Annotated in this window: 14 protein-coding genes; 7 read left to right on the forward strand and 7 right to left on the reverse strand. The window is 63.4% G+C overall.

Annotated features, from left to right (window positions below; translation table 11 throughout):
• Positions 1–874: 874 nt before the first annotated feature.
• Positions 875–1753, forward strand: a complete 879-nt coding sequence (locus tag DYST_RS07135; RefSeq protein ID WP_239950978.1) for an aldo/keto reductase — start codon at positions 875–877, stop codon at positions 1751–1753.
• Positions 1754–1765: 12 nt separating this feature from the next.
• Here the strand turns inward: DYST_RS07135 and DYST_RS07140 are convergent, their stop codons facing one another.
• From DYST_RS07140 to DYST_RS07155, 4 genes are all read right to left on the reverse strand, one after another.
• Positions 1766–2560 carry a hypothetical protein gene (locus tag DYST_RS07140; RefSeq protein ID WP_239950979.1) on the reverse strand — a complete coding sequence of 265 codons (795 nt, stop codon included), beginning with the start codon at positions 2558–2560 and terminating at the stop codon, positions 1766–1768.
• Positions 2561–2587: 27 nt separating this feature from the next.
• The gene (locus tag DYST_RS07145) at positions 2588–3517 is read right to left on the reverse strand and encodes a 5'-nucleotidase (RefSeq protein ID WP_102305165.1); all 930 of its coding nucleotides are present in this window, start codon (positions 3515–3517) and stop codon (positions 2588–2590) included.
• 71 nt (positions 3518–3588) lie between these two features.
• A complete protein-coding gene (locus tag DYST_RS07150) occupies positions 3589–4350 on the reverse strand; it encodes an NAD kinase (RefSeq protein WP_102305166.1) in 762 nt (253 codons plus the stop codon).
• Positions 4351–4488: 138 nt separating this feature from the next.
• Positions 4489–9423, reverse strand: coding sequence for an NAD-glutamate dehydrogenase (locus DYST_RS07155; protein WP_239950980.1), 4935 nt, complete (start codon positions 9421–9423; stop codon positions 4489–4491).
• An 856-nt stretch (positions 9424–10279) separates the two neighbouring features.
• On the opposite strand from DYST_RS07155, the gene DYST_RS07160 reads away from it, so the two are divergent.
• Together DYST_RS07160 and DYST_RS07165 are read left to right on the forward strand one after the other, a co-directional pair.
• The gene (locus DYST_RS07160; protein WP_102305168.1) at positions 10280–11500 is read left to right on the forward strand and encodes an efflux RND transporter periplasmic adaptor subunit; all 1221 of its coding nucleotides are present in this window, start codon (positions 10280–10282) and stop codon (positions 11498–11500) included.
• Between the two features lie 14 nt (positions 11501–11514).
• Positions 11515–14793 carry a multidrug efflux RND transporter permease subunit gene (locus DYST_RS07165; protein WP_239950981.1) on the forward strand — a complete coding sequence of 1093 codons (3279 nt, stop codon included), beginning with the start codon at positions 11515–11517 and terminating at the stop codon, positions 14791–14793.
• A gap of 118 nt (positions 14794–14911) precedes the next feature.
• On the opposite strand, the gene DYST_RS07170 is transcribed toward DYST_RS07165, so the two are convergent.
• Both DYST_RS07170 and DYST_RS07175 read right to left on the reverse strand, forming a co-directional pair.
• Positions 14912–15856, reverse strand: a complete 945-nt coding sequence (locus DYST_RS07170) for a GGDEF domain-containing protein (RefSeq protein WP_239950982.1) — start codon at positions 15854–15856, stop codon at positions 14912–14914.
• Between the two features lie 112 nt (positions 15857–15968).
• The gene (locus tag DYST_RS07175) at positions 15969–16802 is read right to left on the reverse strand and encodes an SDR family oxidoreductase (protein ID WP_239950983.1); all 834 of its coding nucleotides are present in this window, start codon (positions 16800–16802) and stop codon (positions 15969–15971) included.
• 99 nt (positions 16803–16901) lie between these two features.
• Between DYST_RS07175 and DYST_RS23975 the strand changes: the two genes are divergently transcribed.
• Positions 16902–17462: a LysR family transcriptional regulator gene (locus tag DYST_RS23975; RefSeq protein ID WP_275666939.1), complete on the forward strand. Its 561-nt coding sequence runs from the start codon at positions 16902–16904 to the stop codon at positions 17460–17462.
• Positions 17462–17800, forward strand: coding sequence for a LysR substrate-binding domain-containing protein (locus DYST_RS23980; RefSeq protein ID WP_275666940.1), 339 nt, complete (start codon positions 17462–17464; stop codon positions 17798–17800). The genes DYST_RS23975 and DYST_RS23980 overlap by 1 nt, the downstream gene beginning before the upstream one ends.
• Before the next feature lie 217 nt (positions 17801–18017).
• Here the strand turns inward: DYST_RS23980 and DYST_RS07185 are convergent, their stop codons facing one another.
• On the reverse strand, positions 18018–19178 hold the full coding sequence (locus tag DYST_RS07185) for an acyl-CoA dehydrogenase family protein (protein ID WP_102305173.1): 1161 nt from the start codon (positions 19176–19178) through the stop codon (positions 18018–18020).
• A 192-nt stretch (positions 19179–19370) separates the two neighbouring features.
• On the opposite strand from DYST_RS07185, the gene DYST_RS07190 reads away from it, so the two are divergent.
• Together DYST_RS07190 and DYST_RS07195 are read left to right on the forward strand one after the other, a co-directional pair.
• Positions 19371–20297 (forward strand): ArsR/SmtB family transcription factor, encoded by a 927-nt coding sequence (locus DYST_RS07190; RefSeq protein WP_239950985.1) that lies wholly within the window; start codon positions 19371–19373, stop codon positions 20295–20297.
• Between the two features lie 11 nt (positions 20298–20308).
• Positions 20309–21388, forward strand: coding sequence for a homocysteine S-methyltransferase family protein (locus DYST_RS07195; RefSeq protein ID WP_102302286.1), 1080 nt, complete (start codon positions 20309–20311; stop codon positions 21386–21388).
• The last annotated feature ends 13 nt before the right edge of the window (positions 21389–21401 follow it).

Genomic DNA, 21401 nt, shown 5'->3' on the forward strand with positions numbered 1-21401 from the left:
AGGATGCCCGGAGTAAAGAAAGTAACCCGAAGAAATGGCCTTCAACCCCAACGCCCGCAGCATGTCGATGGGATAAGCCCGAGCGCTTGAGGCGAGTTGTTGCTTGGCCACCTTCGCCCCTACACAGCGGGTACTTCCGAGCGCTTCGCAACGCGCCGTCGCGGAAAGGACTTAAAGCAGGCCTCGCTACGCTTCCCGATCGCTGAGGCAAGGGAAAGAGGACGCTACGCTTTCCCACCGCCGAGGCGAGGTAAAAGGGTCGCTACGCTTCACGACCGTCGTGGAGAACTCGGCACGTAATGGTGATTTGCGCCTGCCTTGGCTTTCTGCACTAGATGCAGGAGCAACGCGACCTGCCACGACGCGATGTGCAGCGAAGCTGCACGAGCCGTCGACTTTCGCCCTTGACCTTCGGGCCCCCTGTGCGGCGGTGAGGGGTGGACGAAAAGGCCCGCAGGGGGGATCGGCAAGGATGCCGATCCCTTTTCGCCGGGGCAGGAGCCCCGTCGAAAAGCCCGGCCGCCCCTCACGGACTGGCCGGTTTCACCGGCCAGCGCCAAGTGGGGGTGCCCTTTCTTCGGTTACTTTTCTTTGGGCAAGCAAAGAAAAGTGACTCGGCCTCCGGTAGGAGGTCGAAAGCCCGCCGCAGGCGAGCCAGACCGCGACTACGCGACAACCAAGCGGAAGGTCACTGGATCCCTGCCTACGCAGGGATGACGGCTCTTACGAAGCCGCGAGGCCAGATTACCCCCTCACCCCAACCCTCTCCCCGCAGGGGAAAGGGAGCAAAAAATCCTAGCCCCATCCCGCACCCTGGCACACCACCCCCAGCCTTGGCACACTGCCTCGCCTCCGCCAAACCCACCCAATCACCATGCCCACCCCATCCCTCACCCTCTCCCCCATCATCGCCGGCCTCTGGCGCATCGTCAGCTGGCAACTCAGCGTGCCAGAGCGCGTACGCTGGATCGAACAAGCACTGGAGCTGGGCATCACCTCATTCGATCACGCGGACATCTACGGCGACTACCAGGCAGAAGCCCAGTTCGGCGAGGCGCTGAAGGCAGCGCCATCGTTGCGCGGACGCATGCAGCTGATCACCAAATGCGGCATTCGGCTGCGCTCCGCGCAACACCCTTATCGCATCAACTACTACGACACCTCCGCCGCTTATGTGCGGGCGCAGGTAGAGCAGTCGCTGCGCAATCTGCATACCGAACAGTTGGATCTGGTGCTGATCCACCGCCCCGACTACCTGATGGATGCCGCCGGGCTGGCCGACACCTTCGCCACGCTCACGCGCGAAGGCAAAGTGGCGCACTGGGGTGTGTCCAACCACACGACGAGTCAGTTCGCACTGCTGCACCAGCACCATCCGCTGCTGACCAACCAGGTGGAGCTGTCGCCTCTGCAGATGAACGCGCTGGACGATGGCACGCTCGACCAGGCCCAACAACTTGGCCTGCGACCGATGATCTGGTCCCCGCTGGGCGGTGGTCGCCTGTTCACCGGCGAGGACGAACAAGCCTTGCGCGTACGAGCCGAGATGACCGACATCGCCAACCGATATGGCATCAGTCTCACCACACTCGCCTTTGCATGGGTGCTGCGCCATCCCTCACGCCCGCATGCCATCACCGGCACGGGCCGTATCGACGGCCTGCGCGACGCCGTGTCAGCGCTGAACGTCAAGCTCAATGCCGAAGACTGGTACGCGATCTGGACGGCCAGCAAGGGGCACTCGGTGCCCTGACTGGCTCGCGCTTTACTGCACGTCGAATATCGAGGATGTGGAAAGCGCGTTGGCAACCGCGGCAATGTTGGCCGGCGTCATTTCGACGCGACCGTCATTGCCTATCTGCATCTTGCCGTCCCCCGGCGCCTGCATCGCCTTGATCAGCGCGCCGCGATACTGCAGGTTCATCATCAGCGAGGCCGACTGGCGAGCAGTCAGTGGCTTGCCGCCGTTCTCATGCTGGGCGGCATCCACCGTGTCGTTCCAGCCCTGGATGGTCGCTGTGGCGTCATTGTTGATGTGCAGCGCCACCGACTGCTTGATCAGGGCCGTAGCGTCATGATTCCCGGAAGCGGCCTGCTCTTTGTAGGTCGCCTGCAGGGATGCCTCTTCCGTTGCCAGCTCTTTTGCCGTCTTTGCCTCGTAAGCCATGTGCCCCAGAGCGAACACTAGATTGTCCGGAAGGATGTCGTCAGGCTGCACGACGTCGAACAAGCGCTGCTTGCCGTGCTTCCCGATGAAATCGTCGCTGAAGGCCCAAGTACTTTCATGGATCCATGCGGAAAATGGCCCTCGCCGAGGTACCTGATCCGGCGTAACACCGATGGCAAAACGGGTAAGCAAGCCTGATGCGATCAGCGCATTAAGCTGTGCTTCCAGCGCAGGCGAAGAAGCAATGGCCTCGTGCATCCGTGCCGCCTGATCAGGGGGAGCCTCATGGGTAGATTGCTTCAGCATGTGCTCGAGTGCTGTGTTGCTGGCGGCATGGACCGAACCCACCGCCAGGCAGGCGATCATCATCAGAGTGGCAATGCGTGCTTTCATGATTTCCTTCGTGGATACCCAGGTAGATCAGCGATTCGATACACCGTGCGGCACATGCCCCGTCGCCACGTGCTTGCGTGCCGACTCCACATTGGCCGGTGAATCATCGAAGAAGATGTCCGCGCCGAAAGCGTCGAGAAACGGTCCCTTGTCGCGACCGCCAAGGAACAATGCCTCGTCGATGCGCACACCCCAGCGGCGCAACGTGAGGATCACGCGCTTGTGAGCCGGCGCTGAGCGTGCGGTGACCAGCGCGGTGCGGATGGGTGAATCCTCAGCCGGGAAAGCCGCCTGCAGACGATGCACGGCGGTAAGGAATCCACGGAACGGTCCCACCGAAAGTGGCTCATCGACCAGTTCGCGCTCGCTGCGATGGAAGGCTTCCAGCCCTTCCTCACGCGAAACGCGTTCGCCCTCGTCACCGAAGATCACGGCATCGCCGTCGAAAGCGATGCGCAATTGCTCGGTGGCACGCGGTGGCGCGACGGAAGGGAGAATGGTGGCTGCCGCCACACCCGCCGCAAGCGCCCGGCCTACGTCTTCAGCGTTGGCAGAAAGAAACAGGTCGGCCTTGAATGGCGCGATGTAATCGGAGGTCGGTGCCCCGCTGGTGAATGCAGCGCGACTGATCTCCAGCCCGTAGTGCTGGATCGCATTGAAGATGCGCAGGCCGGTATCGCCGGAGTTACGTGACAGCAGGATCACCTCGACCGGTGGCACATCGCCCGCCAGCTTGTTGAGATCCAGCAGCTTCTGCACCAGCGGGAAAGCCACCCCGGGCTTCAGGATCTCGTTCTCGTGCTCGATCTGGAACGCGCGGTAAGCGTCCAACCCCTGATGCTCGAACAGCTCGTGGCTGTCACCGAGGTCGAACAGGGCGCGCGAAGAAATAGCCACCACAAGCCGGTTGTCGCCAGCTGAGGAAGAGTCGTGGGCGGAAGGTGTCGGGCGGGTCATGGGGAGCAATCTAGCAAAAGATAGGTTGCGGGAATGTCGCCCGCCCCACGCACCGTCATTCCGGGGAGTCTTCAATCCTGCGCGAACTGCTCGTCCAGAATGCGCTGTTCCAGGTTGTGCTCCGGATCGAACAACAGTCGCACGCCCTGCCCTGGCGATTGGCGAATCGCCACCTCGCGGATGTCGCGCACCTCGTGATAGTCGGCGGTGGCGCTAACCGGGCGCTTGCCGGGGTCGAGTACGCGCAGCGTCACCAGCGTGCGATGCGGCAGGATGGCGCCGCGCCAACGGCGTGGGCGGAATGGGCTGATCGGGGTGAGCGCCAACACGTTGGCGTCCAACGGCAGGATCGGGCCGTGTGCCGAAAGGTTGTACGCGGTGGAGCCCGCCGGCGTGGATACCAGGATGCCGTCGCAGACCAGGTTCTGCAGCTTCACGGTGTCGTTGAGCTTTACTTCCAGGTGCGCGGCCTGGTTGCTCTGGCGCAGCAGCGAGACTTCATTGAAGGCGAGCGCGTGGTGCACTTCACCATGGGCGTCGATTGTGCGCATTTCCAATGGATACAGCACCGCGGCATGAGCGCGGGAGACACGCTCCTCCATCTCATCCAACCGGTGCTTGTTCATCAGAAAGCCCACACGCCCCAGCTTCATGCCGTAGACCGGCGCCGGTAGGGCGCGATAGGCATGCAGCGTGCGCAACATGAAGCCATCACCACCCAGCGCAATGATGACGTCGGACTCCTCGGGCGACGCGTCGCCATAACGGTCGACGAGTTTGCGCCGAGCCTGCTGGGCAACGTTGGTTTCGCTGGCGACAAAGGCGAAGCGCATATGGCCGGTCAACGTTCGGAAGGAGGCCGTCAGTTGAACGTAGATAGACGAAGGGCGCAAGACCGTCGCCGGTCCGCGCCCTTCGTGATGTTGCTCCGTGTCACCGCAACCCCGGTGGTGCCGGGGCCGCGAACGGCCTTACTGGTTCACCGGCACCTGCGCCAACTGGGCCAGACGACGGACCGCGACCGAGGCGATCGGATAGTCCGCGTTCTGGGTAAGGATCTCCGCCAGCATGTTGCGGGTGTACTTCAGCGTGGCGTCGTCACGCTGCAGCCATGCCTTCACCGGCGAGATGTCCTTGGAGGCGCCAGTCAACGTCAGCACCTGCAGAGCCAGCGCGCGATGCTGATGGTTGAGCTCATCCAGCAGCGAGCCACGTGCCTGCGCGTGCCATGCACCTTCCACCGGCAGCGCCTCGATCTGGCTGCGCAGCCATTCCAGGTCCAGCGACTCGCCCAGTTCGTAGAACACGCCGGCGACCTTGGCGATCGGCTGGCCGCTCTGCTGCGCCACTTCGACGATGTCGAGCATGGCACGCAGTTCGGGCAGGCGCGCCAGACGCAGGGCGAGTTCGCCCGGCATGCCCAGGCCTTCCCACTTCTCCTGGCTGGTGGCGAACTCCTGCTTGCCGGTCTCGGTGAGCACGTTGGGCAGCGCCGCACGCAGCTCGGTGACGCCCGCCTGATAACGCTCCACGTTGGCGGCGATGTCCAGCGTGCCGCCCGGACGGTTCAGCAACCAGCGTGCGGTATGGCGCAGCAGCGACCAGATCTGCAGGATGGCGTCGATCTGGGTGGCTTCCGCCACCTTGCCATCCAGCGCTTCGATCTGTGCCCACAGCTCACGCGCATCGAGGATTTCACGCGCGGCGGTGTACGCCTTGGCGATAGCTGCCGGCCCCTGCCCCGTGTCCTCCTGCATGCGCATCATGAAGGTGGCGCCCATGCGGTTGATGGTGGAGTTGGTCACAGCCGTGGCGATGATTTCGCGCTTCAGGCGATGGCGCTGCATATGGTCGGCGTACTTCGCATGCAGCGGTTCCGGGAAGTAGCGCACCAGTTCCTTGGACAGGTACGGATCTTCCGGCACGTCCGAGTCGAGCAGCTGCTGGAACAGCTTGATCTTGTCGTACGACAGCAGCACGGAGAGTTCCGGACGCGTCATGCCGATACCGCGCGTCTTGCGCTCGGTCAGCTCCGCTTCGGTCGGCAGGTTTTCCACCTGACGGTCGAGCAGGCCTTCCTGCTCCAGCATGCGGATGAAGTGCGCCATCGAACCAATGCGGTGCGCCGACTGGTGCTCCATCAAGGTGATGGCCTGGTTCTGGCGGTAGTTATCCCACAGCACCAGCTGGCCCACTTCGTCGGTCATGCTGGCCAACAACGTGTTGCGCTGGTCGAGCGTGAGCTCGTTGCGCTGCACGGCGTCGCCAAGCAGGATCTTGATGTTCACCTCGTGATCGGAAGTGTCCACACCGGCCGAGTTATCGATGAAGTCGGTATTGAGCAACACGCCGTGCTGCGCAGCTTCGATGCGGCCCTTCTGGGTAAAGCCCAGGTTGCCGCCCTCGCCGATCACCTTGCAACGCAGCTCCGCACCGTTCACGCGCAGTGCGTTGTTGGCGCGGTCGCCCGCGTCGGCATGGGTTTCGGCACTGGACTTCACGTAGGTGCCGATGCCGCCGTTCCACAATAGGTCCACCGGCGCCTTCAGGATGGCGCTGAGCAGTTCGTTCGGCGCCAGCTGGGTGACGTCCGGCTTGATACCCAGCACGGCACGCACTTCCGGCGAGATCGGGATGGACTTCAGCGTGCGCGGATACACGCCGCCACCCGTGGAGATCAGCGACTTGTTGTAGTCGTCCCAGCTCGAACGCGGCAGCTTGAACATGCGCTCGCGTTCCACGAACGAACGCTCGATGTCCGGCGTCGGGTCAAGGAAGATGTGGCGATGGTCGAACGCCGCGACCAGCTTGATGTGACGCGACAACAGCATGCCGTTGCCGAACACGTCGCCGGACATGTCGCCGATACCCGCACAGGTGAAGTCCTGCGTCTGGCTGTCGCGACCCAGCGCGCGGAAGTGGCGCTTGACCGACTCCCATGCACCCTTGGCGGTGATGCCCATGCCCTTGTGGTCGTAGCCGTTCGAGCCGCCCGACGCAAATGCGTCGCCCAGCCAGAAGCCGTGCTCGACCGAGATGGCGTTGGCGATGTCGGAGAACGTGGCCGTGCCCTTGTCGGCAGCGACAACCAGGTACGGATCGTCCTTGTCATGACGCACGACATCGTGCGGCGGCACAACCTTGCCCTCGACCAGGTTGTCGGTGATGTCCAGCAGGCCGCTGATGAACATGCGGTAGCAGGCGATGCCCTCGGCCAGCTGTGCGTCGCGGTCGCCGTTCACTGGCGGACGCTTGACGTAGAAGCCACCCTTCGAGCCCACCGGCACGATCACGGTGTTCTTCACCATCTGCGCCTTCACCAGGCCCAGCACTTCGGTGCGGAAGTCTTCGCGACGATCGGACCAACGCAAACCGCCACGCGCCACCGGGCCGAAGCGCAGGTGGATGCCTTCCACGCGCGGGGCGCACACGAAGATTTCGCGGTACGGCACCGGCTTCGGCAGCTCCGGCACACCGTGCGAGTCGAACTTGAAGCTGATGTAGCTGCGGTACTGGTCGTTCCACTGCTGGAAGAAGCTAGTACGCAGCGTGCCGCGAATCAGCGCAATGAAGCTGCGCAGAATGCGGTCGTCGTCCAGGCTGGAGACGGTTTCCAGCAGCGTGCCGATGGCCTCTTCGATAACCGCGATCTGCTCGGCGCGCGGCTTGGACAGTGCACCCACCAGGCCGTCGACGAGTGCCGGATGCGCGTGGCGCAACGACTCGGGGATCAGCACCTGCATTTCGCCGCGCAGCAAGTCGCCGGCGCGCTTGAGCTCGTCGGCCGCCAGAGTTTCACGGCGCGGGTCGAACTTGGCGAGGAACATCTCCACCAGCAGACCGGCGATGGCCGGATAGCGGTTGAAGGCGTCTTCCATATAAGACTGCGAGAAGGCCACGCCCGTCTGCAGCAGGTACTTGCAGTAGCCGCGCAGCATGGCCACCTGACGCCAGCTCAGCTTGGCGCCAAGCACCAGACGGTTGAAGCCGTCGTTCTCCGCGTTACCACGCCAGATCTGCTCGAAGGCATCTTCGAACAGCGAACCAACCTGCTCCACGCCAAAGGCGAGGCTGCCGGCGGTCTGCACTTCGAAGTCCTGGATGTAAAGCTGGGTGCCGCCGACATTGATGTCGTACAGGTGCTCGGTGAGCACGCGCAGGCCCAGGTTCTCCAACTGCGGCAGCACTTCGGACAGAGCGATGTCGCCACCACTGCGGTAGATCTTGAAGCGCAGCTCTTCCGGACGAGAGGCCGGATGGTAGAACGACATGCGCACCGCGTCGTCGCCCTTGAGCAGCGACAACTGGTGCACGTCCTGTGCGGCAACGGCCGGGGACACGTCTTCCATGTAGCCAGCCGGCATCGACTTGGCATAGCGGTTCGCCAGTACCACACCGTCATGGTCGCCCAGCGCGTGCACCAGCTCGTCGCGTACGTCGTCGTACCAGTTGCGCACGATGGCGGCCACGCCCTTCTCCAGCTCGGCCGAGTCGTACTGGACCTGGTCGCCAATCTTCGGGCGTACCACCACATGTAGGCGCACCAGCGCGGCCTCGCCCATCAGCACGGACGAATCGAGGCTCTCGCCACGCATGGTGTCCTTCAGCATGGCCTCGATGCGCTCGCGCACCGTGGTGTTGAAGCGTTCACGCGGAACGTACACCAGGCAGGTCACGAAACGGCCGTAGCGGTCACGGCGCACAAAGATGCGCGTGCGTGCGCGCTGGCGCAGTTCCAGCGTGCCCATGGCGGTGTTGAAGAGTTCTTCGTCACTGCTCTGGAACAGCTCGTCGCGCGGCAGCGTTTCCAGGATGTGGCGCAGCGCCTTGCCCGAATGCGAGTCGCGCTTGAGGCCGGAGCGCTCCATCACGTACTCGAACTTCTGGCGCACCAGCGGCACGTCCTGCGGACGGGCCATATAAGCATTGGAGGAGAACAGACCCAGGAAGCGCTGCTCGGCCACTGGCTTGCCGTTGGCGTCGAACTTGAGCACGCCCACGTAATCCATGTAGCCCGGGCGATGCGCATGCGAGCGCGCGTTCGTCTTGGTAAGGATGATGGCGTCGGTAGCCCCGGACTGCGGCAGGTCGCTGGCCACCAGCGAACGCAGCGAGCGCGGCGCCAGCGAGCGTTCGCTCTTGTGCAGGATGCCCGCGCCCGAGGTTTCGTTGGCGCGCAGCACTTCTTCGCCGTCGGCCTCGGTCACTTCGTATTCGCGGTAACCGAGGAAGGTGAAGTTGTCGTCGGCGAGCCAGCGCAGGAATTCAGAGGCCTCCGTGATCGAGGCGGCGTCGATCGGCAACTGACGTGACGACAGGTCGGTGGCGATGGTCAGCGCCTGATCGCGCATCTTCTTCCAGTCGGCCACGGCGATGCGCACGTCTTCCAGCGCGCCTTCGAGGCGGGCCTTGAGCTTGGCGAGCTCTTCGTCGTTCGCTACGCGATCGACTTCAAAATGCATCACCGATTCGGACTGGCCGTCGGCGACGCCGATCTTCAGCAGCTTGCCGGAGGCATCACGCGACACCTCCACTACCGGATGGATCACGGCGTGGATTTGCAGATTTTCGCCTGCAACCATGGTGACGGTGTCTACCAGGAAGGGCATGTCGTCGGTGACGACCTCAATGTAGCTGCGGCCCGCATGGCCGGTTGCCGGGTTGACCACCCGCACCGTGGCGTGGCCAGGCTTGCGCTGCTGCATGAAATTGAGCAGGTCCGCAATCAGCCCGGCCCACTCACGAGCCGTATGCAACTCGAGGTCGCTGTCGGCGATACGCGAGAAGAAAGCGCTGATAAAAAATTGCGCCTCATCAAGGCGCCCGGTAGGAAATCCGCTTTGCTTCAGTTCTTCGAAAACAACAGTGGGGAATGAGCTGTTGCTAGCCGCACGAATCGCGTTCATGGCATCTACTGTTTTGGGGAGACGGAATGAGCCTAAAAAAGCCTCAAAAGGATACGCCTCGCAACATGCCTAATCCACCTTTGTGAAAGGCGAACTTCAGCTAGTAGCAGGGGATGACGCCTGTGCAGCAAATGCGTTGCGAGGGTGTTTGCGCGAGGACGACATGACCATTCGGTGTCAGGAAAAACACTTTGCAGCATTCGAAAGACTTGCCGCGCTCACGTGTTGCCAACGAATGGTCCGGGCCGGCCAGCGGTGCTGGCCATGCAATACCTGCGCGTATGTCATTGCGCGGACTCATCAAAACGTTGCAGCGCAGCAGATGAAAATCTGTCCTGCGCGCACCGCTGCCGGGCCAACCAAAATAGGAGCGCCCGCACGCCTCGCTCAGTTTCGGTGTGTTGTTAGCAAGCGGCCGCGACACGCAACCGGACCATCGGCACAGGCCCCTCGACGGGCGGACTGGCACCATGCCCCCCGCAGTCCCGCGGGTGCCATGGACACCGACACCCTTCCTTCACGGAATTCAGCCAACATTAGTACCCGGCGATCCTCCAAGGGGTACAGCAAACTGATCTCAGCGCGGCCCGAGAAGCGCGTCCGGATGGCCGGAGAAGCCCGCCTGGCGTAGTGAGGGTGGCTCTACAAATTGTAAACTGTACGGTATAGTCCAAGCTCGCCTGCCTGAACGAGCCATGGCTTCCGGGCCCCGCCCGTCCTGCGTTTCCCGTTCCACGGGACCCTGGACTCGCGGGGCCGCTGTGTGTTCGTCGCAAGCCATTGATTTGTCGTCGCCTGGATAGGTGTCGACGCGCCGCATCCCCTGACCACATTAAAGATAAAGAATGGAGCCCACATGAAGTCCACGTCATTGCGCACACCCCTGCTGTGCCTTGGCCTGCTCTCACTGGCCGCCTGTGGCAAAGGCAAGGAACAAGGCCCGCCCCAGATGCCACCGCCGGAAGTCGGCGTGGTGAAGGCCCAGGTCCAGAGCACGCCGCTGACCAAGGACCTGGTGGGCCGTGTGTCGGCCTATCGCAGCGCAGATGTGCGCGCCCGCGTCTCAGGCGTGCTGCTTAAGCGCGCTTATCAGGAAGGCACCGACGTCAAGCAGGGCCAGATCCTGTTTGAGATCGACCCGGCCGTGTATCAGGCGGCGCTGGCCTCCAGCGTGGCCAACCTGGCGTCGGCGCAGGCCACCTATGTGAACTATCACAAGACCGCCGACCGTCTGCGCCAGTTGTTGCCGCAGCACTATGTCTCGCAGTCCGATGTGGACGCCGCCGAAGCCAACGAGCGCAGCAGCGCAGCCGCGGTGAAGCAGGCCGAAGCGGCCGTGCAGAGCGCCCGCATCAACCTCAGCTATACCCATGTGGAATCGCCGATCGATGGGCGCGCCGGCCAGCAGCAGGTCACTGAAGGTGCCATCGTCGGTGCCAGCAACGCCGACACCGGTTCCAGCTCGACTCTGCTGACCACGGTTGACCAGCTCGATCCGCTCTACGTGAACTTCACGGTGAGCTCCGCCGATCTGGATCGCCTGCGCGCGGCCCAGACCGCCGGCAACGTCTCGCTGTCGGACCAGGCCAAGACCACGGTGAAGGTCACCCTGCCCGACGGCAGCACCTATGACCAGGCCGGCACGCTCGATTTCTCGGGTGCCACGGTCGACCCCACCACCGGTGCCGTGAACCTGCGCGCCCTGTTGGCCAACCCGCAGCGCCGTCTGCTGCCAGGCACCTACGTGACCATCACGGCCAACCTCGGCGAACAGCACAACGTGTTCCTCGTCCCGCAACCCAGCGTGCTACGCGACGTAGTGGGCGCCTATGCCTTGGTTGTCGAGTCGAACGGCAACGTGCAGCGCAAGAACGTCAGTGCGGAGAACTTGAGCAACGGCAACTGGATCGTCACCAACGGCCTTAGCGCCGGCGACCAGGTGATCGTGTCCGGCCTGCAGGCGGTTCAGCCTGGCAAGCCGGCCAAGGCCACGCCGTACCAGCCCGACCAGAAGAAGGGTGCGCAGGGCCAACCGGCGGCGGCAGGCCAGTCTGGCTCGGCTGCCGGTAAGCAGTAAGGGAGCCTACTGACATGCCGAGTTTCTTTATTGACCGTCCCATCTTCGCGTGGGTGGTCGCCATCCTGATCACACTGGTTGGCACCATCTCCGTATTGAACATGGGTATCGAGTCGTACCCGAACATCGCGCCGCCGCAGGTGGTGGTGTCGGCAACCTACCCGGGTGCCAACGCCGATACGATGGAGAAGAACGTCACCCAGGTGATCGAGCAGCAGCTCACAGGCATCGATCACCTGCTGTACTTCAGCTCCTCGTCCAACTCCAACGGCACGTCCACGATCACGCTGAGCTTCGAAACGGGCACCGACCCGGACATCGCCCAGGTGCAGGTGCAGAACAAGGTGCAGCTGGCCCAGCCGCGCCTGCCTACCGCCGTGACCCAGCAGGGCGTGGTGGTGGCCAAGAGCAACCCTGACTTCCTGATGTTCGTGTCCCTGGTGTCCAGCAATCCGGACATCGATGGCAACCGCCTGGCCGACATCATCGCGTCCCAGGTGGCCGACCAGGTCGGTCGTATCCCCGGTGTGGGTGCCACCCGCCTGATCGGTGCCGAGTACGGTGTGCGCATCTGGTTGAACCCGGACAAGCTGCAGGGCTATGGCCTGGCCGCTAGCCAGGTCTACGCCGCCGTGGCCGCGCAGAACGTGCAGTTCGCTGCCGGTTCGCTGGGTGCCGACCCGTCTCCGAAGGACCAGGGCTTCACCGCCACCGTGTCCGCCGAGGGTCGTTTCTCCTCGCCTGAAGAGTTCGGCAACATCATCCTGCGCGCCAACAGCGACGGCACGGTGGTCAAGCTGAGCGACGTGGCCCGCATCGACTTCGGTCCGCAGAGCTACGGCCTGGCTGCTACATGGAACGGCCAGCAGGTGGGCGGCCTTGGCGTGCAGCTGCTGCCGGGCGCCAACGCGCTGGACGTGGCCGACGCGGTGAAGGCCAAGATGGCTGAGCTGTCCAGGGACTTCCCAGAAGGCGTCACCTGGTTCGCCCCGTACGACACCACGCCGTTCGTGAAGATCTCGATCGAGGAAGTGATACACACGCTGGTGGAGGCCATCATCCTGGTCTTCCTGGTGATGCTGATCTTCCTGCAGAACTTCCGTGCCACGGTGATCCCCACCCTGGTGATTCCGGTGGCGTTGCTGGGCACCTTCATCGGCCTGGTGGCCCTGGGCTTCACCGTCAACCAGCTAACGCTGTTCGGCATGGTGCTGGCCATCGGCATCGTGGTGGACGACGCGATCGTGGTGATCGAGAACGTCGAACGCATCATGACCGAGGAGCAGTTGTCGCCCAAGGAAGCGACGCGCAAGGCGATGGGCCAGATCACCGGCGCCGTGGTCGCCATTACCGTGGTGCTTGCAGCGGTGTTCGTGCCTTCGGCCCTGCAGCCTGGCGCCTCGGGCGTGATCTACAAGCAGTTCGCGCTGACGATCGCCGTGTCGATGGGCTTCTCGGCCTTCCTGGCACTGTCGTTCACGCCGGCGCTGTGCGCCACCCTGCTCAAGCCGGTTCACGATCACAAGAAGAACATCGTCTACCGCAAGTTCAACGATCTCTTCGATCGGGTGACGCATACCTACAGCGGCCACATCGGCAGCGCGGCGCGTCATGCACCGCGTTGGATGATGGTGTTCGTGGTGGTCGCAGCACTGGCTGGCTTCCTGTACACCAAGCTGCCTACCAGCTTCGTGCCCAATGAAGACCAGGGCTTCGCTCTCGCCATCGTCAACCTGCCGCCGGGTGCCACCCTGCACCGCACGGAAGAGGTGATGGCCGAGATGCGCGAGCGCGTGAAGCAGAGCCCGCTGCAAGCCGACATCGTCGGCATGTACCAGATCAGCGGCTTCAGCTTCATCGGCCAGAGCGAAAGCACCGGCATGGCCTTTATCAAGCTCAAGGACTGGAAAGAGCGTGATATCACGGCCGACGACTGGATCCTGAAGGCGAACGGTGTGATGCACGGCATCCGCGACGCGCAGATCTTTGTGGTCAACCTGCCTACCATCCGCGGCCTCAGCCAGTTCGGCGGTATCGACATGTTCCTGCAGGCTCGCGCCGGTCAGACGCATGGCGAGCTGATGCAGGCCATGGGCACCGTGGTGGGCAAGGCCAAGGACAACCACGCGCTGTTCGGCGTGCGCCCCAACTCGCTGCCCGATGCTCCCCAGTGGGACATGAAGGTGGACCGCGTGCAGGCGCAGGCCATGGGCCTGTCGGTGAGCGATGTGTACACCGCCATCCAGATGATGCTGGCGCCGGTGTACGTCAACGACTTCGTCTACGGTGGCCGCGTGAAGCGCGTGTACCTGCAGGCGGACCAGGCTTACCGCATGAGTCCGGAAGCGCTGCAGCACATCTACACGCCGAGCAGCCTGTCGAGTGGTTCGAGCAGTTCGTCCACGTACGCGGCTACGGTCAATCCGTACAACATGATCCCGATCTCCAGCGTGGTGAAAACCAACTGGGATATGGGTTCGCCGGCATTGACCCGCTACAACGGCTACGCCGCGGTGGAAATCGTGGGTAACGAAGCCCCGGGCTTCTCGACCGGTCAGGCCATGACCGCCCTGCAGAGCATCGTGGACAACGATCTGCCGAAGGGCTTCGGTGCCGACTGGACGGGTCAGTCGTACCAGGAAATCCTGGCCGGCAACTCGGCGACACTGCTGATGGTGTTGTCGATCGTGATCGTGTTCCTCTGCCTTGCTGCGCTGTACGAGAGCTGGTCGATCCCGGTCGCGGTGTTGTTGGTGGTGCCGCTCGGCCTGCTGGGTACCGTGGTGTTCTCGATGTTGCGCGGCTTGCCGAACGACATGTACTTCAAGATCGGCTTGATCACGGTGATCGGCTTGGCGGCGAAGAACGCGATCCTGATCGTGGAATTCGCGGTCGAGCAGCAACAGTCTGGCCAGTCGTTGTTCCAGGCGGTGGTTACGGCCTCCCGTCTGCGACTGCGCCCGATCCTGATGACCTCGTTTGCCTTCATGCTCGGCGTGTTCCCGCTGGCCATCTCCACCGGTGCCGGCGCCAACTCCCGCCACTCCATCGGTACGGGCGTGATCGGCGGCATGTTCTTCGCCACGTTCCTGGGCTTGCTGCTGATCCCGGTGTTCTACGTGACGGTGCGTCGACTGCTTGGTGACAAGCTGGACGAGACATCGCACACGATCCGCCAGGCTCACGGCGGTGCGGTGACTGACGGGCACGACGGCACCGCGCCGCAGGGCGGCGGTGGCACCACTCAAGGCCCGATGCAGCCGTTCGATTCGGATCCGCGCCGCGGCGCGTGATCCGGGTCCACCGGACGTTCAACAAAAAGCCCCGGTCGCAAGACCGGGGCTTTTTCTTTGGCAGTCGGCGCTAGCGCTTGGCGGAGCCAGTATCAATGCAGTGCGCAGAGCGCGCGGCTTACTGTTCGCCGCTGACGGTGGTATTCCGACCGCGCACCTTCGCCGAATACAGCCTACGGTCCACCAGCTCGAGGAAAGCCTGCCGCTCGTCCCCATGCATCGGCACCACCGTGCCGGCGCCGATACTCAGGGTCAGCGCCATGCCGGCCATGGAGCGCTCGTGCGGTATCCATTCGGTGCGAATCAATTCGTGGCAACGCTCGGCCACCTGCATGGCTGTAGCCGCATCAGTGTCGGGCAACACGAGCACGAATTCTTCGCCGCCGAACCGAGCCAGGAAATCGCGTGGACCGCGCACCGCCTTCTCCAGCGTCTTGGCGACCACCTTGAGGCAATAGTCGCCTTGCACGTGCCCGTAGTGGTCGTTGTACTGTTTGAAATAATCGATATCGAGCATGAGCAGCGACAACGGTCGCGAACCGTGGCGCGCGCTGGTCCACTCTTCGTCGAATACCGTGTCGAAACGGCGGCGATTGGCGATGCCGGTGAGACCATCCTTGAAGGACAAGGTCTCCAGTTCCCGCTGCAGCTCGATCAGGCGCTGTTCGGTGCGCTTGCGCTCGCTGATGTCGAACATAAAACCGACCAGGGCATCCACGCTGCCGTCGTCCTTGCGCACGACATGCACCACGTCGCGGATCCATACGTAACTGCCATCCCTGCACAGCGCGCGGTAGTCGGCCTCGTGGTCCACGCCGGCCTTGGATTGGGCCACGCAAAAATTCACGGCCCAGTCGCGATCGTCCGAATGGATGCGATCCGCCCAGTCCTGCACGCTCACCCAGCTGTCGGGCGCCCAGCCAAGCAGTTCCTCGATCTGCGGGCCAATGTAGGAGAACGACAGCGTGTCCCACTGGATGCGCCAGGGAATGGCTTTGGTGGACTCGAGCAAGGTCTTGTAGACCATGCTTTCTTCTTCCAGCTTCTCAACGACATCTGACATGGGCGGCTCGCAGCACGTGGATGGTGATTCCATGTTGGAAGCAACCATCGTGCCGCGCCCCATGATGGCGGCCGAAAGCGCGAGGAAGGCCGATTCCCCGCGCTTTCAGACCTCAGGCGGCATCGCCGAAGTGCCCACGCATGAACTCGATGTAGCCCTGTTCGGTCAGTTCCCGACGCGCCCGGACGAAACCGCGCTCATCGCCGCCGACCAGATAGCGAAGGCGGTCGGTGTCGTCCGTGACGGCCTGCTGGATTACCTGGGCCACCTCGTCTGACGTCATCATGCGGCCCGCGCGCATGCTGTCGAATGCCGCGTTGGTCTGCGCCACGAACGCGTCATAGTCGGCCATGCGCCCCTGCTCACCGTGCTCCGCGCCGGATCGCTCACCGAAGCGCGTGCTGCTAACGCCGCCATGCGGGATCACCAGCTTCACCGCAATGCCTTGCGATGCCAGCTCGTACGACAGCGACTCGGAGAAACCTTCCAGCGCGAACTTGCTGGCGCAGTACAGTGAGATCAGTGGCAGCGTGAACATGCCCGCGCCCGAACTCACGTTGACGATCACGCCCGCATGGCGGCGGCGAAAATGCGGCAGGATCGCCCGCGTCACCGCCATCACGCCAAACACGTTCACCTCGAACTGCTCGCGCACCTTCGCATCGGGCGTAGCCTCAAACAGCCCGTACTGGCCGAAACCGGCGTTGTTCACCAGCGCATCAATGTGCCCGAACCGGGCCATGCCGGCGTCAATGGCGGCATGAATGCTGGTCTCATCCTGCACGTCCAGCCGCGTCACCAACACGTTCGGCAACGCGGCCAGGTCACTCGCAGCCGAAGGGTTACGCAGTGTCGCCACCACGTTCCAGCCCGCATCGGCGAAACGCCGGACGGCGGCATGGCCGATGCCTGAAGAGGTGCCGGTGATGAGTATCGTCTTGCTCATGAGTTTCGCTCCCTATCAGTGGATACAGGAAACGTAGCGGCCACCCATTGATGTAACAATCGGCCCAATCCAGCATGGGCTGTTGCAGGAATCAGCACAATGAAACGCACCGGACTGGACGAACTCAAGGCTGTCGTTGCCGTTGCCACCCACCTGAGCTTTCGTGCCGCGGCCACCGAACTTGGCATGTCGCCATCGGCGCTCAGCCACGCTATCGGCGCGCTTGAGCAACGTATGGGCGTGCGGTTGTTCCATCGCACGACCCGTAGCGTGGCCTTGTCGGAAGCCGGCGAGCAGTTCCTGGCGTGTGTGCGCCCCGCACTACGCGACATCGCCGATGCGATGGACGTGGTCAACCAGTTCCGCGACACCCCGACCGGCACGCTGCGCATCAATGTGTCGCTGGGTGCTGCACGGATGGTGCTGACGCCCATCGTGCTGCGCTTCCTGGAGCGCTACCCCGACATGCACGTGGACCTGGTATCCAACGACCGCATGATGGATATCGTGGCCGAGGGTTTCGATGCGGGCATCCGCCAGCGCGATGCCGTTCCGCAGGACATGATCGCCGTGCCGTGCACGCCTGACCTGCGCTTTGCCATCGTCGGCTCGCCACTTATTTCCGCGATCGCGAAAGGCCCGCGTCCCCTGCCGACCTGATGTCCCATACCTGCATCCGCGCACGTCTGCCCACAGGGACGCCGTATCGCTGGGAGTTCGAGAAGCACGGGGAAGCCGTCACCGTGGACGTAGCCGGCCCGCTGACGCTCAGCCAATGGGACCTGATGGTGGAGGCTGCGCTGCAAGGCGTAGGCCTGGCCTATGCCAGCGAATGGACCGTGGCCGAGCACATCGCCTCAGGTCGGCTTGTCCGCGTACTGGACGACTGGACGCCGCCCTATCCCGGCTTGGCGCTGTACTACCCCGGCCACCGCCACGTGCCCGCGGGATTGCGCGCGCTGGTCGAGTTGGTGAAAGAGGTTATGCGAGGCGATTGAACGCACTCGCCACTAGCACGGGAAAGCTCTGTCGCCGCACCGATAGCTATCGGTAGCGCCAGAACGAAAAGCCTTAGGCGCCGTCCTTGGCAAGAGGGGGTACCGAATCCCTGGTTAATCGCAAGTATTTGCGATTACTCTGATGCGCGTCAACTGCCCCATGGCAACCCTACAAAAGAAAGCTCGGGCGCTGCCAAGGGCTTTCCTCATGCAGTGCTCAGCGCAGGCCGGTTTCAGCGCGCGCGATCACAATGCGCTGGATCTCGCTGGTGCCTTCGTAGATCTCGGTGATCTTGGCGTCGCGGAAGTAGCGCTCCAGCGGCATTTCCCTGGAGTAACCCATGCCGCCATGGATCTGCACCGCCTGGTGTGCAATCCACATCGCGGCTTCCGACGCGGTCAACTTGGCCATGGACGCCTCGGTGCCGAAACGGCCGCCGTTCTTTTCCGCTTCGCCCTTTGTCCAGGCGGCGCGCAAGGTCAACAGCATGGCTGCATCCAGCTTGCACTTCATGTCGGCGATCTTGGCCTGGGTCATCTGGAAGGTACCGATGGGCTGGCCGAACGCCTTGCGGTCGCGCGACCACTGCACCGAGGCCTCGTACGCAGCGCGTGCAATGCCCACGGCCTGCGAGGCAATGCCAATGCGGCCCGCATCGAGCAAGCTCATGCCCATGGCGAAACCCTTGCCTTCGGCGCCCAGCAGGTTCTCCTTCGGGCACACGTAATCGGTGAACTCGATTTCGCAGGTCGCCGAGGCGCGGATACCCAGCTTGGGCTCGCTCTTGCCCGCGTGGAAACCCGGCAGCTGCGTATCGATGATGAAGGCAGACACGCCTTTGGCGCCGATGCCTGGCGTGGTGATGGCAAACAGGATGATGTAGCGCGCCACCATGCCTGAGGTGATCCAGCTCTTCTTGCCGTTGATCACCCAGTCGCCATTGGCATTCTTGGTGGCACGGGTGTGCATGGCCGAGGCGTCCGAGCCGGACTGGGGCTCAGTCAGTGCGTAAGCACCGATGGCCTCGCCTTGTGCGATGGCGCGCACGTACTTCTGCTTCTGCTCTTCCGTACCGTGCTTGAGGATGCCGGTGCAGAACAGCGAATTGTTGACCGACATGATGGTCGCCGTGGCTGCGTCGGCTGCGGCGATCTCGATCATCGCCAGCGAGTAGGCAATCGGGTCCATGCCGGCACCGCCGTACTCTGTCGGCACCTCGATGCCCATCAGGCCCAACTGGCCCATCTCGCGGATGTTGTCGAGCGGGAACTCCCCCTTCTCATCCAATTCCGCCGCCACCGGCACGATGCGCTTCTGCGCGAAATCGCGGGCAATGGCCTGGATGGACAACTGGTCGTCGGTAAAGCGGAAATCCATGGAAGGCTCCAAGGGGGAACAGGGAAGCCCTCCATTTTAGCCCGCCAAGCGCTGCGACCTCTGTGCGAGTGCAGCAACGCTGCATAGAAGCGCTCCCCTAGGGCACGCCCCTCCCGAAACCCGCTTTAACTTGACGCCCCGGCCCCCCGGGCCTAGCCTTATGTATCTTTGCATCGCGATATAAGGATACCCATGGACTTGGCTACCGCCTCCAGCGTCTTGCGTCTGCTGGCGGACCCCACCCGGGTGCGCTTGCTCGCCCTGCTCGAACGCGAGGAACTCACCGTGGCCGAGCTCGCCGCGGTGCTTCACCTTGCCCAGCCGCGCGTGTCCACCCACCTCGCCAAGCTCAAGGAAGCGGAGCTGGTGCGCGACCGCCGCGCAGGCGTCTCCGCCTATTACCGCGCCAACGCCGAAACCGACGAACACCTGCAGGTACTACTGAAGTCCCTGCGCGACAACATCGACGACGCGCTGCTGCGCGAAGATGCCGAGCGACTGCCAGGTGTACTCGCGCAGCGCGCCAGCGAAGAAGGCTGGGCCGATACCGTGGCGGGTGACATGGAGCGCCATTATTCACCGGGCCGCACCTGGGAAACCCTGGCTCGTTCGCTGCTGCAACTATTGGAAACCGGCGACGTGCTGGATATCGCCTCCGGCGATGGCATTACCGCCGAGCTACTGGCGCCGCATGCGCATTCCATTGTTTGCGTGGACAGCAGCGAGCGGGTGGTGGACGCCGCCGCGCAACGCCTCAAGTCTTTCCACAACGTCGAAGTGCTCAAAGGCGACATGCACGCGCTCGATCTCGGCGAGCGTCGCTTCGACCTTGTGCTGATGCTGCACGCCCTTACCTATGCCGAACACCCGGCCACCGCCGTTGCCGAGGCCGCACGCCTACTGCGCAGCGGCGGACGCCTGCTGGCCGTGACGCTGGGCAAGCACGACCACCGTGCCGTGGTGGAGCCGTTCGATCACCGCAACCTTGGCTTCTCGCACGATGAATTGAATGGCTTCGCCCAAAAGGCCGGCCTGGAAGCCATGAGCTGTACGCGACTGAGCCGCGAGCGCAAGGCGCCTTATTTCGAAGTGATCAGCCTGCTCGCACGCAAGCCCTGAGGAGTTGATCCATGAGCACCCTACCCTGGCTCCACCCCGAACGCGTTGCCCTGCTGGAAAAGGGCCTGCGCGAGCGCATCCTGATCATCGATGGCGGCATGGGTACCATGCTGCAAGGCCATCAGTTGGACGAAACCGCCTTTCGCGGCGAACGCTTCGTCGATGGTCACGACAGCACGCACGCGCATGACCACCCCGGCGATTGCGACCTCAAGGGCAACAACGACCTGCTCACGCTGACCACCCCGGACATTATCCGCGGCGTGCACGAAGCGTATCTGGCCGCCGGTGCGGATCTGGTTGAAACCAACACCTTCAACTCCACACGCATCAGCCAGGCCGATTACCACCTGGAGCATCTGGCGTACGAGTTGAACCGGGAAGGCGCACGCCTCGCCCGCGCCGCCTGCGACACGTTCGAAGCAAAGACACCGGACAAGCCGCGCTTCGTCATCGGCGTGCTCGGCCCGACCAGCCGCACCGCCTCGTTGTCGCCTGACGTCAACGATCCAGGCTTCCGTAACGTCACTTTCGAAGAACTGGTAAGCAACTACACCGAATCCACCGCAGGCCTGATGGACGGCGGTGCCGACGTGATCATGGTCGAAACCATCTTCGACACGCTCAATGCCAAGGCCGCGCTGTTCGCCATCAGCGAACTGTTCCGCGAGCGCGGTGTGCGCCTGCCCGTGATGATCTCCGGCACCATCACCGACCGCTCCGGCCGCACGCTCTCCGGCCAGACGGCCGAAGCGTTCTATTACTCGGTACAGCACGCGCGCCCGATCTCTGTGGGCCTCAACTGCGCGCTGGGCGCCGCCGACCTGCGCCCGCACGTGCAGGTGCTGTCCGACACCGCCACCTGTTTCATCAGCACGCACCCGAACGCAGGCCTGCCCAATGCCTTCGGCGAGTACGACGAAACGCCGGAGCAGATGGCCTCCGTGATCAGCGGCTTCGCCCGCGACGGTCTGCTCAATATGGTCGGTGGCTGCTGCGGCACCACGCCCGCACACATCAAAGCCATCGCCGATGCGGTGCGTGACGTCGCGCCGCGTGCCCTACCTGCCAAAGCGCAGGAGGCCGCATGACACTCCCTCTCCC

Origin of the sequence: Dyella terrae (assembly GCF_022394535.1) — a bacterium.
Lineage (GTDB): Bacteria > Pseudomonadota > Gammaproteobacteria > Xanthomonadales > Rhodanobacteraceae > Dyella.